The 14885-nt window shown below is 43.8% G+C and carries 15 protein-coding genes and 1 pseudogene; 8 read left to right on the top strand and 8 right to left on the bottom strand.

Annotated elements, in window-relative coordinates:
• Positions 1-13: 13 nt before the first annotated feature.
• On the bottom strand, positions 14-178 hold the full coding sequence (locus tag NSB03_RS11705) for a hypothetical protein (RefSeq protein ID WP_159102132.1): 165 nt from the start codon (positions 176-178) through the stop codon (positions 14-16).
• A gap of 419 nt (positions 179-597) precedes the next feature.
• Between NSB03_RS11705 and NSB03_RS11710 the strand changes: the two genes are divergently transcribed.
• From NSB03_RS11710 to NSB03_RS11745, 8 genes are all read left to right on the top strand, one after another.
• Positions 598-1140, top strand: a complete 543-nt coding sequence (locus tag NSB03_RS11710; protein ID WP_024987307.1) for a hypothetical protein — start codon at positions 598-600, stop codon at positions 1138-1140.
• A 60-nt stretch (positions 1141-1200) separates the two neighbouring features.
• The gene (locus NSB03_RS11715) at positions 1201-2658 is read left to right on the top strand and encodes a TlpA family protein disulfide reductase (RefSeq protein ID WP_024987306.1); all 1458 of its coding nucleotides are present in this window, start codon (positions 1201-1203) and stop codon (positions 2656-2658) included.
• Between the two features lies 1 nt (position 2659).
• The gene (locus NSB03_RS11720) at positions 2660-2905 is read left to right on the top strand and encodes a hypothetical protein (RefSeq protein ID WP_024987305.1); all 246 of its coding nucleotides are present in this window, start codon (positions 2660-2662) and stop codon (positions 2903-2905) included.
• 119 nt (positions 2906-3024) lie between these two features.
• Complete coding sequence (locus NSB03_RS11725; protein WP_024987304.1) at positions 3025-3315, top strand: hypothetical protein; 291 nt, start codon at positions 3025-3027, stop codon at positions 3313-3315.
• A 410-nt stretch (positions 3316-3725) separates the two neighbouring features.
• Positions 3726-5123, top strand: coding sequence for an RtcB family protein (locus tag NSB03_RS11730; RefSeq protein ID WP_257466406.1), 1398 nt, complete (start codon positions 3726-3728; stop codon positions 5121-5123).
• A 5-nt stretch (positions 5124-5128) separates the two neighbouring features.
• Positions 5129-5749 (top strand): peptide chain release factor H, encoded by a 621-nt coding sequence (gene prfH / locus NSB03_RS11735; protein WP_024987303.1) that lies wholly within the window; start codon positions 5129-5131, stop codon positions 5747-5749.
• A gap of 43 nt (positions 5750-5792) precedes the next feature.
• Positions 5793-6500 carry an RNA ligase family protein gene (locus NSB03_RS11740; RefSeq protein WP_024987302.1) on the top strand — a complete coding sequence of 236 codons (708 nt, stop codon included), beginning with the start codon at positions 5793-5795 and terminating at the stop codon, positions 6498-6500.
• Positions 6501-6503: 3 nt separating this feature from the next.
• The gene (locus NSB03_RS11745; RefSeq protein ID WP_024987301.1) at positions 6504-7613 is read left to right on the top strand and encodes an AAA family ATPase; all 1110 of its coding nucleotides are present in this window, start codon (positions 6504-6506) and stop codon (positions 7611-7613) included.
• An 82-nt stretch (positions 7614-7695) separates the two neighbouring features.
• Here the strand turns inward: NSB03_RS11745 and NSB03_RS11750 are convergent.
• The 7 genes and pseudogenes from NSB03_RS11750 to NSB03_RS11780 form a co-directional block, all read right to left on the bottom strand.
• Positions 7696-7782, bottom strand: a pseudogene (locus NSB03_RS11750) (GNAT family N-acetyltransferase); the annotation flags it as partial.
• Positions 7783-7826: 44 nt separating this feature from the next.
• Complete coding sequence (gene bioD, locus NSB03_RS11755) at positions 7827-8474, bottom strand: dethiobiotin synthase (protein ID WP_024987300.1); 648 nt, start codon at positions 8472-8474, stop codon at positions 7827-7829.
• A complete protein-coding gene (bioC, locus tag NSB03_RS11760) occupies positions 8471-9238 on the bottom strand; it encodes a malonyl-ACP O-methyltransferase BioC (RefSeq protein ID WP_024987299.1) in 768 nt (255 codons plus the stop codon). Before bioC ends, bioD begins: the two co-directional genes overlap by 4 nt.
• Before the next feature lie 10 nt (positions 9239-9248).
• Positions 9249-9908: a DUF452 family protein gene (locus tag NSB03_RS11765; RefSeq protein ID WP_024987298.1), complete on the bottom strand. Its 660-nt coding sequence runs from the start codon at positions 9906-9908 to the stop codon at positions 9249-9251.
• The gene (locus NSB03_RS11770) at positions 9905-11059 is read right to left on the bottom strand and encodes an 8-amino-7-oxononanoate synthase (protein WP_024987297.1); all 1155 of its coding nucleotides are present in this window, start codon (positions 11057-11059) and stop codon (positions 9905-9907) included. Before NSB03_RS11770 ends, NSB03_RS11765 begins: the two co-directional genes overlap by 4 nt.
• Positions 11060-11062: 3 nt before the next feature.
• The gene (bioA, locus tag NSB03_RS11775; RefSeq protein WP_024987296.1) at positions 11063-13495 is read right to left on the bottom strand and encodes an adenosylmethionine--8-amino-7-oxononanoate transaminase; all 2433 of its coding nucleotides are present in this window, start codon (positions 13493-13495) and stop codon (positions 11063-11065) included.
• A 91-nt stretch (positions 13496-13586) separates the two neighbouring features.
• Complete coding sequence (locus NSB03_RS11780; protein WP_024987295.1) at positions 13587-14696, bottom strand: DUF4421 domain-containing protein; 1110 nt, start codon at positions 14694-14696, stop codon at positions 13587-13589.
• Positions 14697-14885 lie beyond the last annotated feature (189 nt).

The raw sequence follows: 14885 nt of genomic DNA on the forward strand, positions 1-14885 counted from the left end.
CTATATCATTTCATTAAGTGTAGTACTTGTTGCAGTCAAGTCTCCTACCAAATATAAAAAGTAAAAAACCGCCTTCAGCTCTTCCAAAAAGTCCCTTTTCATCGGTGTTTTGGGCTGAAGGCACTCCTGAATGCGGAAGTGTATAACTTTCCCTTCTTTTTGCTATAATTACTTTCAACAGAGGCTCTGTTTTGTCCAGCCCACGTGCCACCCACTTTTACCTGGCTGATGAATATATATACCCCGCGTGGTGGGCATATAGATCCAGTACGGTGAGTATATATACCTACCACGATGAATATATAGCTCTACTGTCAAGTCTGAAAAAGCTGAATGCGCTGAAAGCACTCCCCCCTGTTTACAGTCTATTCTCGCGGGGGTGCTTTTTCTGCCTTCAGCCGCTATCGCCTTCCAGCAAGGCGTTTGCGAATAAAACTGAAACGGCTGAAACCGGATTATAGCATAAAGAATCAGTAAGAGAGTTTTTAGCCGGTTTGGATACAGATAATTGGAGATTTGGTTCATCTCCGCACGGGAATGAATCATTTTTAAACTTATTCTTCGTATATTTGCTTCGAAATACATTCTAACATTATCATGAAAAATACATTTATGAAGATACTTCGCATTCTGATGCTCTTAGTTTCTCTTTTTTCGGGAGCTATCGGTTATGTAATTTACGAAAATACATTGTCTGAATGGTGGATACCTGTCGGAGTAGCATTGATGATAGCAGCTGCTACATTTCCTTTTTATAAAAAATGGTCATGGCTGACAACAGATGATAGCAAAATATTAAATTTTCTGTGTCATTTGATATGTGTGGGAACTATGAGTTATGCATTGTTTCTTGCAGGCAACTACTGGTTGGTAGATCCAGCTTCCACACAAGAAGAAGAGGTTGTCGTACAGAAAAAATATGTAGAAAAACATAAGAAAACACGTCGGGTAGGTAGGAGGCGCTATGTGGCGGACGGTGTGCGTAAGGAATACTATATGGAAGTGACTTTTGCGAATGGTACGGTAAAAGCATTGCATGTATCACTTTCTACTTATAACAAGACGCGACAAGGTGCTACAAAGACACTGACTTTGCAGAAAGGTTTCTTCGGGCTTCCGGTAATAACGAAGGGACTTTAAGAAAACTGTTTGAAGCCTATAATTTAGAATACCCTTATCCAATATCAAAATTAGAATACAATGAAAAATAAAAAGAACCTATTCGGAGCAATCACCCTTGGATGTTTATTGATTTCATGCGTTGATAATAAAGAAATTCAGATTTCCGGAACAGTGCGAAACATGGAAGGCAGGCAAATCGTTTATTTTCAATCAATAGACGGAATGTTCAATTCGCAATCGTACGATACATTAAGGGTGAATCCGGACAGTACCTATACATTGACTCTTCCTGCCGAGCCATATAAACGAGTGCGTTTTGTTTTATGGGGAAAAAGAGAATTGGGTAGCGTAATTATGAACAAGAGTCAAATTGAGGTCCATCTGGATGGGGCAGCCAAACAGAGCATTGAAGTGAAGGGGCTCAGTGAAAAAGAAGCGGAGATTTCCACTTTATTGAACCGGTTGGATGGTGACGTTTGGAACTTGCGTGCCCGGCGTGGCGACCGTTGGAATATTGCTAAAGATACAGTAGTTGCTTCGGTGATTGCAAAACTTAAGGCTGATGCGTTGGATATGGATGAAAAAATGAAAGGTGTGGATGAGGATTTGTATAAGAAAGCACAACAAGATGTCCGAATGCAACTTATGCTGGCATTTCAGAACCAACTGTTTGGTGTAGAATGGAAATGTTCGGATGCAACAAAGCAACAATGGTTTGACGAATGGAAGAATATGAAAAATTTCTGTTTAGACAATGACTCAAACAGTCCGTTCTCTCCAGCTTTTTATGATGTAGTCTACAACAATGCCGGAATCATTCATTTTGCCAAGGGTGAAGAGGGAGCTGAAGGTGTCGGTAAAGGTCCTAATGAATTGTCTTTCCATTACTACGAACACCATCTCTCCGGAAAAGCTCAGGAGGCTGCGATGGCTCAGTTATTCCTGCGGGATGAAACAGAAGAACAAAACGATCCTGTCATAGTTTCTCTGTCGGAACGTTTTAAAAAGCTATATCCGCAAAGTGCGTGGATGCCGTTGATAGACAAGGCGGTTGCTAAGAATAAAGCGTTCAATGAGACGAAGATTCCTGATTACATTCATTTTCCGAACATAGAGAAAGCAAAGACTTTCAATGAAGTAATCGACAGATATAAAGGTAAGGTAGTCTTTATGGATATTTGGGCTACTTGGTGCGGACCGTGTCGAAGTTCGTTTGCTTATGTCAAACCATTGCAAGAATATGTGAATCACCATGATGACATAGTTTTACTCTATCTGAGTCTTGATCGTCCGAAAGATGATGCAAAGTGGCGCAAGATGGCTGCACATTACGACCTGATGGGCGAACATGTACGTATACAAGAAGCTTTCCATGATGAAATCTATAAAATATTCGGAGATAAACGGGGAGCTTTGTCCATACCGCATTGTGTCATTTTCGATAAAAATGGAAAGGTTCGTTTCAGCGTAGCGGCTTCTCCCGAAAATATGGAGAAACTGAAATTGCAATTGGAAGAAGCGGCAAAGAATAAATAAAATGATTCGTATTCTAAAACGATTTCCGGTATTGTTATTGTCTGTGATATATGTGTTATCGGTTAATGGACAGAACATATCCGAGGAATTGGCGTACCTTCAACTGGATAAAAGTATTTACGAAACAGGTGAAGACCTTTGGTTCAAGACATATGTATTTGACCGCAGTACGCTTACTCTTTCCGGTGAAAGCAGAGCACTGTTTGTTGAGATGATAGACAGGAAGGATAGCATAGTATGGTCTTGAGGGAAAAATGCGTGGGGTGATGTATTGCATGGCCGAAGGCACATGAAACGAAATCCTAAAAGTAAAAATCCCAGTAAAAGAGTTCCCTCTACAGGGAATAGCAGAATTAACGTTGTACAATGAAGCCAAGCAGCCTATGGCGGAACGTTTGGTGTTTTTGCACCCTGGAAGGCAACCTATCAAATCTGCACACCTTTCTTTCGGATGAAATCACCGGAAGACAGATTGTAGGAAAGAAAAGGAAACAGAAGGAAACTGCAAACATCCGGCAGTTGCTTCAAGTTTCAGGGCCGAATGCCGACCCACAGTTCGTCATGACCGATTCTTTAGGACAATTAGAAGGTACGGATGGTATGGGGAATATAGGTTCATCCCATTGCAAGTTTAGGGTAATGAAGAACGACAAATAGCGTGAACTCACGTTAAAAAACATCCTTTCTTCTTTGGAAAAGAAGAAAATAACCATTATTTTTGCCGCGATAAAATGAGTATTCACCCTTTAAAACTGTTGGAAAGGGTATAAATTATGCTGGAACAATAATATTTTCAAATTAGGACTAAGTTGTCTCATCGGGAGGATGAGGCTTTGCAATTTATTCCGTTCATATTGAACGGATAGTTCTTATATTGACCGCCATTCTACTAACGGCGGTAATGGTTGATTAGTCCTGCAATCACATTTTTTATTTTTTGAATAATTCACTTCAATGCTGTGAATGGATGTTTTGTATCCGTTTCTGAGGCATTGGTAATATCGTGTATTACATTATCTGCTGCCTGTGAGGCAGGTAGGGAGTGCTGTATGCGAACAGAAAAAAGTATGGGAATACGATTAAAAGATTTAAGTAAACTGGGATACCGGGATAATGTAGCTCGTAGTCTGGTAGTGGATATTGTAAGTAAACATTGCAAGCATGCCACCAAAGAACAGATTGAAATGACATTGAGCGATATACTTGAGCATCCCGAATCTTACAAAAACAATGAAATATGGAATAAGCTTGCCGAACGCCTTTCACCGACTGTGATAGCGAATGACTTTAGGGCTTATGATTTATCGGACGAGCCGCTGATGTATAAAACCTACGGGGGAAAATTTATTGAGACGCTCGCCAAACAACAAATGAACCTGGCGATGCGTCTGCCTGTGACGGTAGCCGGAGCACTGATGCCCGACGCCCACGCCGGCTACGGATTGCCTATCGGCGGGGTGCTTGCCACGGACAATGCGGTGATTCCGTATGCCGTAGGAGTTGATATTGGCTGCCGGATGAGCTTGACGGTATTTGATGCCGGTGTAGATTTCTTGAAACGGTATTCGTATCAGATGAAGGAAGCCTTGAAGGATTTCACTCATTTCGGTATGGATGGCGGATTGGGTTTTGAGCAGGAACATGAAGTGTTGGATAGGGAGGAATTCCGTCTGACGTCTTTATTGAGGGACTTGCATGGAAAGGCTGTACGCCAGCTTGGAAGTTCCGGTGGTGGCAATCATTTTGTAGAGTTCGGCGAGATTACTCTGCAAGAAAATAACGTGTTGAACCTTCCGGAAGGAAGTTACTTGGCGTTGCTGTCCCATTCCGGTTCACGAGGGTTGGGGGCTGCAATTGCAAAACATTACAGCCTGTTGGCGCGTGAAGTATGCCGGCTTCCCCGTGAAGCGCAGCATTTCGCCTGGCTGGATTTGGATTCCGAAGCAGGGCAGGAGTATTGGATGAGCATGAATCTGGCAGGCGACTATGCCCGTGCCTGTCACGAACGGATTCATTTGAATTTGGCGAAAGCCTTAGGGTTGAAGCCTCTCGCTAATGTTAATAATCATCACAACTTTGCTTGGAAAGAAGAAATTGCTCAGGGGCGTATGGCAATCGTCCATCGTAAAGGAGCCACTCCGGCGCAAAAGGGACAAGCGGGATTGATTCCCGGAAGTATGGCCACCCCGGGTTATCTGGTGTGTGGCAAAGGAGTGGAAGACGCTTTGAACTCTGCTTCTCACGGTGCAGGTAGAGCCATGTCCCGCCAAAAGGCGAAGGATAGCTTTACGCAATCGGCTTTGAAAAAGATGTTGTCGCAAGCCGGAGTGACCTTGATTGGCGGAAGTGTGGAAGAAATGCCGTTGGCATACAAAGACATCGACCGGGTGATGCATACGCAAGAGACGCTGGTGGAAGTGCAGGGTAAATTTATGCCTCGCATTGTACGAATGAATAAGGAGTGATGCCGATGAAAGAGAAAGTTTATTTGCAGATAACTTCCGGCAGGGGACCTGCGGAGTGTTGCCGGGTGGTGGCATTGGTGCTTGAACGAATAGTGAGACAGGCACAGGCGAAAGGATTGAAAGTAGAGATGATAGGACGGGAAATTGGTCCGGTGAACCGGACACTACTTTCGGCTATAATCTCTCTTCAAGGTGCGGCTAGCGGCGAATTGGTTGATGAATGGGAAGGAACGGTACAATGGATTGCCCAAAGCCCGTACCGCATTTATCATAAGCGTAAGAACTGGTTTGTCGGTGTACATTCCTTTGTCCTGTCCGAAAATCAGGAGGCAACAGAGCGTGATTTCCGTTATGAAACCCTGCGGGCTTCCGGTCCGGGCGGACAACATGTCAATAAAACAGAGTCTGCTGTCCGTGCAGTGCATATCCCGACAGGGATGAGTGTGGTAGCTTCCGACCAACGCTCGCAATGGCAGAACAAGAAATTGGCTACGGAACGCTTGCTGGTGAAGCTTTCGTCTTGGACAATGGAACAAGCCATGATTCAGGCACAGGAGAATTGGAGCAACCATAATCATCTTCAACGGGGAAATCCGGTGAAGGTGATTCAAGAGCCGCTCATCTAACTGTGCGATTTAAGAATTTAGTAATTAATTAAAGAAGAAGAAAATGATATCAGAGAAATATGGTCGTACCTATCACTATCCGTTCTCTCCCGGAACGACTAGTGATGACCGGATTAATCATACGTATTGGGAGGACATCCAACGGATTGGGACATTGGTACATACCGAAAAGTTGGACGGAGAGAATAATTGTTTGAGCCAGTGGGGCGTCTTTGCCCGTTCGCATGCGGCTCCCACCACTTCACCGTGGACGAGGCAACTGCGTGAACGTTGGGAGCTGATAAAGAATGATTTAGGCGATATAGAAATCTTCGGAGAGAATCTGTATGCCGTACATTCTATTGAATATCAGCGGTTGGAAACGCATTTCTATGTGTTTGCGGTCCGTTACATGGACAAATGGCTGGCATGGGAGGAAGTGAAGTTTTATGCGGCTTTATTTGATTTTCCTACTGTTCCGGAGTTGAAGATAGAGCCTGTTTCCGGTTTGACGCCGGAGCTTCTGAAACAGGAAATCATCCGTATGTCACAAGAACCGTCGGTCTTTGGTTCTTGTGACCCGTGGACAAAAGAAGCTTGTACCCGCGAAGGGGTAGTCAGCCGTAATATCGAAGAGTATCCGGTGAGCGGATTTGCGCAGAATGTATTTAAGTATGTGCGGAAAGGGCACGTCAAGACAGATGAGCATTGGACGCGTAACTGGAAACGTGCCCGGCTTACCTGGGAATTTGCTAATGAAAAGGAGGAATAAGTTATGGATTGGAAATTGATAGAAGATAAATCGTGGAGCTCACTTGAACAACAGTTCGAGTGGGTGCGCGAAATGAATACCGTTCCGCAGGATACTCGTTATCATGCGGAAGGGAATGTAGCAGTACACACCCGTATGGTGTTAGAAGCATTGCAGCAATCTGCTGTTTATCAGTATCTTTCTGTTTTGGAGAAAGAAATAGTATGGACAGCCGCATTATTGCATGATGTGGAGAAACGTTCGATCTCTGTGGATGAGGGAGAGGGGAGAGTGTCTGCCAAAGGACATGCCCGGAAAGGGGAATACACTGCCCGTACTATTCTATATCGGGATTGTACCGCCCCCTTCCATATCCGGGAACAGATTGCGTCTTTAGTCCGTTATCATGGGCTACCCATTTGGTTGATGGAAAAGCCGGACTCTGTAAAAAAGCTCTGCGAGGCTTCTTTGCGGGTAGATACTTCATTATTGAAGATGCTGTCCGAAGCCGATGTCAGGGGACGTATCTGTGACGATAAAAAAGAGTTATTGGAAGCTGTGGAGCTATTTGAGATTTTCTGCCGCGAACAGGATTGTTGGAACAAACCGAGAGAGTTCGCCACTGATTATGCACGCTTTCATTACTTCCATACAGAAGGTGGTTATATTGATTACATCCCTCACGAACAGTTTAAATGTGAAGTCACGATGTTGTCAGGGCTTCCGGGAATGGGAAAAGATTATTATATCCAATCTTCAGGCATGGATATGCCGGTGGTGAGCTTGGATGCCATTCGTCGAAAACACAAATTGAGTCCTACGGATAAATCAGCAAACGGGTGGGTAGTGCAAACGGCAAAGGAAGAAGCACGGACGTATCTTCGCAAAGGGCAGGATTTTGTTTGGAATGCAACAAACATTACCCGTCAGATGCGTGCACAACTGATAGACTTGTTTGTGGATTATGGTGCAAAAGTGAAAATTGTATATCTGGAACAACCCTATCACATTTGGCGTCAACAGAATAAGAACAGGGAATATGCACTTCCCGAATCCGTATTGGATAAGATGTTGGATAAACTGGAGGTTCCTTTGTTGACGGAAGCGCATGAGGTGGTGTATCATGTGGTATAGTCAAGGAGTATTATACTCCGGCTTTTCAAACTATTCGCAAATCAATTTGCAGGATATTAGGAGAAAAGCCGGAGTTATCTATTTATTTCTTGAGTATTCTTTTTTTATAGTTGGTATTCGTTAAGTTCATTGTCTCGAAAACACCTTTATAAAACACGGCGGGGTTATTGAATACACAAGGCTAGTCTTTTGTCTTTTGAAGTCACAGGTCATTTAGTCTTTTATCTCCGGTACCAATATAAACTTCGTTTCTGGAAAATAATCCTTTAGCCAGCTTTGAATGAAGTTCATCGTATCTTGCTGAATAGTTTTATCTTTTACTGTAGGATAGAGATTATATAATACTGTATCCAGTATAATACCACGTTTTTGTATTGCTTCAAGACTAAGAAGGGTATGATTAATGCTTCCTAATTTTCCGGAAGTGACAAAGATTAGTGGATATTTCTCTTGGGCGATGTAATCTATTGTCAGAAGTTCGGTGGTTAATGGAACCATTAGTCCGCCTGCTCCTTCAAGTAAAACAGAGTCATATCGTTCACTCAATTCTTCAGTAGCATGTTTGATTTTATCGAAGTCGATAGGGCGGTTATCTAGTTGGGAAGCGAGATGCGGAGAGGCAGGATAAGAGAAGATTTCCGGCATAGTGAGTCCTTCTTCATCTTCTTTAGTGAAGGGGATTCCCATGATACGACGATGTAGGTCTATATCTTCGGAATGACCGACGTTTCCTGTTTGGATCAACTTTTGAGTAATGGTACGTTGTCCGTTCTTGTTCCATTCACGGGCTAAAAAACCGGTGGCATAGCTTTTCCCGGCATCTGTGTCGATACCGCTTACGAAATATACATTCTGTTTCATACATTTTTCTTTTTTGCGATGATATAAATAGGGTGATAGGTCAGGGACACTGAAGTGCCTTGGGCAAATTCTTGTGTGTAACGTTCGCTGAATAACTGCAAGTCACGACGTGTCCGCAGTTGTTGGGAAGATGTACCGGATATGCCGGTTACTCCTGTCTGCTTCAAATGATAAAGTACTTTTAGTGGGTTATCAAATGAAAGAGGAATAAGTTCTTCTTCCGAATGGAGTATGTCAAAGTGAGTCGACAAGGCTGCTACAAGCTCTTCCCGTGAACGATAAGGAAGTCCGTTTCCCGTTAGCTCTCGTATTTCTTTCATATTCTCTTTCCCGAAAGTGCTGAAAGCGAAATAGCCTTGTTTGTTGAGTAAAGCATTACATTTTTTGAAAAAGTTCTCGGGAGATTCAAACCATTGCAGAGCCGAGCAGGAAGTTATCAGTGTGCTTTCAGCAGGGAAAGGAACTGTTTCTGCATCTCCCGGAAGAAAGGATACTTGCTCTTTTCTTAATATATCCTCACAGCAGTACTTCATTTCCGGGCAAAGGTCGTTTAGGAATAACTCTTCCGGTCGTAGAGCCTGAAGCAGCATCCGGGAATAAATGCCCGTACCGCATCCGAATTCAATTACTTTAGAACAAGGAAAGGATATGTATTCTGTAAGCAGGTGAATCATTTTATCTGCAATTTGCCGCTGTACGTTTGCTTCCTGCGGATAAGTGGGAATGGCTCTAGAGAAACGTTCGGCAATTAGTTGTTTATCCATAAATCAATAATTAGTTGATTTGCATGATTACATTATCAAAAAGTTCCACTTGATAGTGGGCGGCTTCTGCATATTCAAGGGAATCCACTTTGTTGCTCCATGCCAGCCATTGACTATCCGGCAGAAAGATACGGTCGTTCTTTCCTATGATGGCTTTTTGCCATGCAAAATCCGACGGTGGCAATGATAAGTATTGCTTTTGTATGGCGGCAAGTTCTTCTTTGAGCTCTTCAACGGGACGTTGGGGAGCTACTGTCTGAAAAGCTTTGTAAGCGGCTATTGAACCACACATTCGTCTTTGAAACTTTTGCAGGGATTGGTCGTTCAATCCTTGCAGGGTTCCTTCGAAAATGGCAGGAGCAATCCCTTTCGTTTCGTGTATAGGATAAAGAGTGCCATTGATAGCGATACTTTGGGAAAGGGGCAGGGATGGATATTGTTTCATTATCTGAGAAGCTGCCCATACTCCCATTGACCAGGCAATGAGGGTGATCTCAGAATATTCTTGCAAAATGCCGGCATCGAACTCTAATGAACGATAATCATAACAAACCATCCAGTCTTTATCGGTTGGGTGAATTTGCAGGAATGGAGTTTCATCCATTCCCCAGCCGGCGAAGAAAAGCAATAGATGCTTCTGATTATTCTTTATGATAAAATGCTGTTTCATCCGTTTATCAGTTTGATGAGTTGGTCAATTTCATGTTCTGTGATGTCTGCTGTCAAGGAGAAGCGGATACGTGAAGTCCCTTCGGGAACCGTAGGCGGGCGTACCGGCAATGCATAGAATCCTTTGCGTTGAAGTTCTTCTGCTTTCAATATGGTATCTTCACTTGCTCCTACAATCATTGGGACAATATGGCTAACCGAAGGGCAGTTGTATCCTTTATCAGCCAGTGCAGTCTTTAGTTTGTTGCTGATTCTCAGTAAATGAGTTCTCTTCTGTTGGAGAGCGGGCAGATGTTTTAATATCCACGAAGTCCATTGAATATTTATGGGCGGAAGGGCTGTTGTGAATATAAACGTGCGCATCTTGTTGATTAGATATTCCCGGATAATTTGTCGGCATACAATGTATGCACCTGCTGAGGCTGCTGCTTTTCCGAATGTTCCTACCAGAAAGTCTATATCGTTGATGCAGTCCTGTTCTTCAGCGCATCCTAATCCATTCTCGCCCCGTACACCGAAAGCATGGGCTTCGTCCACATAAAGAAGAATATTGGAATAGCTCTTTTTTAATTGGACGAGAGCGCGAAGGTCGGCTTCATCGCCGTCCATGCTGAAGATGCTTTCGGTGACAATAATGATTTGCTCATACGCATTGTGATTTTCAGAAATCAGTCGTTGCAGTTGGGATAAGTCATTATGGCGATACCGGATACATTTCGCAGATGACAATCTGATTCCGTCTATCAGACTGGCATGTACCAGTTTATCCGCAAGAATCAGTGTTTGCGCATTACTGACGGCAGGAAGAATCCCTGTATTGGCATGATAACCACTATTAAAAATGAGTGCACTTTCTACTCCGAATATGGTTGCCAGTTGTTGTTCCAACTCCTGATAATCCGTGAAATTGCCTGTAAGCAATCGGGAAGAAGAAGTAGTAGGCAGAAATGTTTCGGGGGTTACTGTCTTTAAGAATTCCTCTCTAAGTGATAGGTCGTTAGCCAGTCCGAGATAATCGTTGGAAGACAGGTTCAACATCCGTTGCCCGTTCAGAATAACATTCCGCCCGTCGTGGATGAGGGGTGGGAGAAAACGATAATTCTTCTTTTCCTTTAGAGTCAGAAGTTCTTGGTCTATATGGTTTGATATCATAAGTTACTGATGTATATTATTACGTTTTCCACTGATTACTTTGAGTAATCCAGCAGTTAATTTGCTTAATTGTTCGGGAGTAATGATGAAGGGGGGCATCAGATAAACCAACTTTCCGAATGGGCGTACCCAAATCCCTTCTTCCACAAATCGGCGTTGCATAAATGCCATATTTACCGGACGCTTCATCTCAATAACTCCGATTGCCCCTAATATCCTGACATCGGCTACTTGTGGAAGTTCCCGGGCAGGTGCCAACTCTTCTTTAAGTTGTGCTTCGATTCGTTTGACCTTTTCTTGCCAACCAGATTCCAACAACAAACGTACGGATGCGCAAGCTACCGCACAAGCAAGCGGATTACCCATGAAAGTCGGCCCGTGCATGAAAGCTCCCGGTGCATGATTGGAGATAGTATCTGCCACATGATTACTAGCCAATACGGCAGAAAGCGTCATATATCCACCGGTCAATGCTTTCCCGATACACATAATATCCGGCTCTACTCCGGCATGTTCCCAAGCGAAAAGTTTACCTGTCCGTCCGAACCCTGTTGCTATTTCGTCGAAGATAAGAAGGAGTCCATGTTCCTTGCAAAGTTTTTCCGCTTCACGAAGATACTGCGGATGATAAAACCACATGCCGCCCGCTCCTTGCACAATCGGTTCAAGAATCAGTGCCGCTAATTCTTCCGAATGTTTTTCAATCGTCTCCCGCAAAGGGACAATATCTTCAGGATTCCATTCCCCGTCAAATCGGGAAGCCGGAGCCGGAACAAAATGGCGGACAGGGAGTGCCGAGCCGAAAAGACTATGCATTCCCGTTACGGGGTCACATACGGACATGGCATTCCATGTATCACCATGATAACCGGAGCGGATAGTTACGAAATTATTCTTATCCGGTTTTCCGGTGGCATACCAATATTGTACAGCCATTTTCAAAGCTACTTCCACAGCTACCGAACCGGAATCCGCATAGAATATCTTCTGCATCGACGGTGGAACCAATGGCAATAATAATTTCCCCAATTCAATGGCCGGGTCGTGGGTCAGTCCGCCGAACATGACATGAGACATTTTATCCAATTGGTCTTTTGCCGCTTGATTCAATACCGGATGATTGTATCCATGCACTGCACACCACCAGGAAGACATTCCCTCAATAAGTGTCCGTCCGTCTTCGAGAGTGATAGTGGCTCCGTCCGCCCGTTTCACTTTATATACAGGCAGTGGGTCAGTAGTAGAAGTATAGGGATGCCACAGGTGTTCCCGGTCGAATTGAGAACCTGCGAAATGATAACCCTCTTCCTGAATCATTTGCTTGTCTTCCGATACTTTAGAACCGAGTGTTGTCAGTAAATCGCCTACAATAGCAGAATTAATGCCGATATACAATGCCTTGCGCATAGCTTCGGTAGAGAGTTGTGAACGTCCGCCGGCAAAACGCAGAAAAGCTGTCGGATTGATGAAACGGAACAAGGCAATTGTCCTGAGGATTTCTTCTTCACTCAGAGGCTTTTCGTTTTCCAACGGTGTTCCGGGTATCGGACTTAGCAGGTTGATAGGAATGGACTGGACATTTAATTCTTCCAGAGTGAAAGCGAACTCAATCCGTTGTTCCATTGTTTCTCCCATGCCAATGATGCCCCCGCAACAGATATCCATTCCTACACGACGGGCGGCATCGAGAGTGGCAAGTTTCTGTTCCTGCGTATGAGTGGAGCAGAGTGTTGAAAAGTAGGAAGGTGCGGTTTCCAGATTACAATGATAGCGGGTTACACCTGCATTATGCAAAGAACGCAGTTCTTCTTCGTTGAGCAGACCCAGCGAAGCGCAAAGCTGAATGGAAGAGTGGCGCCGCATATGGCGGACAGTATCACAAAGTTGGGTAATCTGTTTGGGAGAGGGTTTTCGTCCGCTGGTGACGAGGGAGAAACGGTTGACGTCCTGAGCTTCATTATATTTTGCCTGTCGGAGACATTCTTCGGCGGGAAGGAGGTCATAGACCTCGGCTTGCGTCTTGTAGTGAGAGGATTGTGCACACCATTTGCAGTTTTCCGGGCATCGGCCAGACTTGGCGTTGATAATGGAACACATGTCGAATTCGTGCGAAGCACGTGTGACGGTAATCTCATGCGCGGCGGCATATAGCGCCTCGCTGTCAGCCATGTTGGCCAGCCAAGCGGCTTGGTCGGGCGATATGTCAATGCCTGCCAACACTTGGTCTTTTATTTCCTGGAGTGTCATAAATGTATGATAAGGGATAGTAATTTTAGCATTCTGCTTGCGAAGGGCAACGTCCACCACATTGATATGCAGATGACCAATTTGGAATTCACGCCCCATGCTCGCAAAGGCGGCATAGTTCTTTCTGCCCCAATAGCGGAAGCGGGAAAGGAGGGTGCGTGTGGTCTGTATATGGTGTTGTTTCTTCATCAGGTTCTTGTTTTTAAAGGAAAGAACGGGGCAAATGTACAAAGATTCTTTGGATAAGCAAGCAAGTCGGGGATTTCTGATGTATGCATTTTTATTTCTTCTTCCTGTATTCTTTGCGTAAATGGAAGTTGAAGCCTGCATATACCTGAAGTGTACCGAATCCGTTGTCAAGAGAGAAATTATTCCGGTGATAATTATAGTTTTTTCCAACAAAGGACGAGCCGACAAAATACTTTCCGTTATTGTAGACAATGCCTGCACGAACCAGAAAGTCGAGATTGAACTTACTGTACCATTGTTTCCCTTCGTGAGTTTCTGCGTCTACATCAGAAGCCTTATAAGCAATGGCGGGAGTGAGAGAAATGCATGCCAGACAATTGCGTGCGAATACCCAGTTGTAGGCATAACCGAAACTGATATTGGCATTGGTATATTTTATCTTGTTGACTTTCATTCCGGGGTTCATTCTCTTCTGTATATATTCCGGTAGTTGCTGATAATCAAAATCGAGATTATGTTTGGAGATAGAGAAACCAGCGATGAATGTTCCGGCATTGCGCCTTTGGTTGGTCGACTGGCTGAAAGCGGCAGGATAGGAAAACTTCCGGTTGTTGAATATATAATATAAATTCAGCCCTTTGATATCCACTTTCAGCCCGTTGAAGTTTTCGGAATAACTGGAAGGTATCTCGTCATAGAATCCCTTGATTTTGTGAATCTTGTAATTGTTACCCGTACGGCGGTAGAAGATATCTACGCCCAACTTGGAACTGTATAGGCTTAAATCAAACTCTGTCCCTCTATTTTTCCGGTTTGTCTTGCGATAAATATCATCGACGTCGACAGACCAACCTAGGAAAATCCATCTCCAACCGAAATATAATCCTATCTTGTTATGTGGATTAGGAGAAAAACTGAGTTTCTGTGGTTGGGGTAACTCACTGGTGACCGAGTAATATTCGAAGTTACTGAAATGAGTAACCATCAGCGCATAATTATAACGGTTCGGACTGATATAGAGCGTATCGAAATCACTGAAGTTCATGAATTTTTTGATAGCTCTTTTAAAGGCACCCGGTCGGGTGGATGCGAGTGAATCGGCTTCTATATTGTCATTCATAAGACTGTCTCTCTTTTCGGTCTGCGCCTGTAGAGAGAGTGACAGTAGCAAAAAGAAAAATAGAATCATCCGTTTCATCATGAGGTTCTTTGTTACCGTTATAGATGTTGTTCGTTTCACGAAAGTACTATCTTTCGCTGATTTATGCTAACAATCATCTAAAAAATGTTTCGTTTTCTAAGATCCTGTTTAAATTTTCTTCAGTCATAATCTTATAGCTGATATTTTAACTTACCCCGGCTCTTCTTGTCGCGTCCGTCTGTAGTTGGC

The sequence above is a fragment of the Bacteroides acidifaciens genome (genome assembly GCF_024623065.1).
GTDB lineage: Bacteria > Bacteroidota > Bacteroidia > Bacteroidales > Bacteroidaceae > Bacteroides > Bacteroides acidifaciens.

What these genes read in the sequence shown, in the direction of transcription:
- NSB03_RS11765 (WP_024987298.1), bottom strand. Translation starts at nt 9,908, where the DNA reads ATGAAACAGCATTTTATCATAAAGAATAATCAGAAGCATCTATTGCTT.
- bioC (WP_024987299.1), bottom strand. Translation starts at nt 9,238, where the DNA reads ATGGATAAACAACTAATTGCCGAACGTTTCTCTAGAGCCATTCCCACT.
- NSB03_RS11710 (WP_024987307.1), top strand. Translation starts at nt 598, where the DNA reads ATGAAAAATACATTTATGAAGATACTTCGCATTCTGATGCTCTTAGTT.
- NSB03_RS11725 (WP_024987304.1), top strand. Translation starts at nt 3,025, where the DNA reads ATGAAGCCAAGCAGCCTATGGCGGAACGTTTGGTGTTTTTGCACCCTG.
- NSB03_RS11770 (WP_024987297.1), bottom strand. Translation starts at nt 11,059, where the DNA reads ATGATATCAAACCATATAGACCAAGAACTTCTGACTCTAAAGGAAAAG.
- bioD (WP_024987300.1), bottom strand. Translation starts at nt 8,474, where the DNA reads ATGAAACAGAATGTATATTTCGTAAGCGGTATCGACACAGATGCCGGG.
- NSB03_RS11720 (WP_024987305.1), top strand. Translation starts at nt 2,660, where the DNA reads ATGATTCGTATTCTAAAACGATTTCCGGTATTGTTATTGTCTGTGATA.
- prfH (WP_024987303.1), top strand. Translation starts at nt 5,129, where the DNA reads ATGAAAGAGAAAGTTTATTTGCAGATAACTTCCGGCAGGGGACCTGCG.
- NSB03_RS11715 (WP_024987306.1), top strand. Translation starts at nt 1,201, where the DNA reads ATGAAAAATAAAAAGAACCTATTCGGAGCAATCACCCTTGGATGTTTA.
- bioA (WP_024987296.1), bottom strand. Translation starts at nt 13,495, where the DNA reads ATGAAGAAACAACACCATATACAGACCACACGCACCCTCCTTTCCCGC.
- NSB03_RS11740 (WP_024987302.1), top strand. Translation starts at nt 5,793, where the DNA reads ATGATATCAGAGAAATATGGTCGTACCTATCACTATCCGTTCTCTCCC.
- NSB03_RS11745 (WP_024987301.1), top strand. Translation starts at nt 6,504, where the DNA reads ATGGATTGGAAATTGATAGAAGATAAATCGTGGAGCTCACTTGAACAA.
- NSB03_RS11780 (WP_024987295.1), bottom strand. Translation starts at nt 14,696, where the DNA reads ATGATGAAACGGATGATTCTATTTTTCTTTTTGCTACTGTCACTCTCT.
- NSB03_RS11730 (WP_257466406.1), top strand. Translation starts at nt 3,726, where the DNA reads ATGGGAATACGATTAAAAGATTTAAGTAAACTGGGATACCGGGATAAT.